The 488-nt window shown below is 54.5% G+C and carries 1 protein-coding gene; it reads left to right on the plus strand.

The window, feature by feature from the left end; genetic code table 11:
* A partial coding sequence (locus AC0L3S_RS39150; RefSeq protein ID WP_473285302.1) for a hypothetical protein occupies positions 1 to 488 on the plus strand: 488 nt, incomplete at both ends.

A 488-nucleotide genomic window follows, 5' to 3' on the forward strand; every position in this document is an offset into this window, starting at 1 on the left:
CTTCCGCCGACAATCTTCTTCTTCGTCGGCTTCAACCTGATCCTGTACACTAAACGCCTGATCCTGCAGGAGCACGGCATTGAGTTCAGCGGCTTCTTCACCTCGCTGGTAGCGGCGTTGCTAGTCGGAAAAGCCGTTTTGGTAACCGACAACATGCGTTTCATGCGTCGCTTCGACGGCGCGCCAATGCTCCAGCCTATCCTGTTCAAGAGCGCTATCTACTGGCTATGCGTCCTGATTGTGCGGCTGGCAGAGGAACTCGTCCATTTTGTCGCCGCGGGCGGCGCTATCACTGATTTCGGAGATCACTTCGCTGGTCAATTTCCGTTGGCGAGATTTTTGTCAATTCAGATATGGTTGATGGTCCTTTTTCTTGTCTACGTCACGATGCACGAGCTCAACGAGCTGTTCGGAGACGGTGAACTGTATCGGCTGTTCTTCCGGTGGCGCTCGTCGGAGGCGAAACTTACACGCCGTCAGCGCATTCG

The sequence above is a fragment of the Bradyrhizobium sp. Ken01 genome, assembly GCF_055807355.1.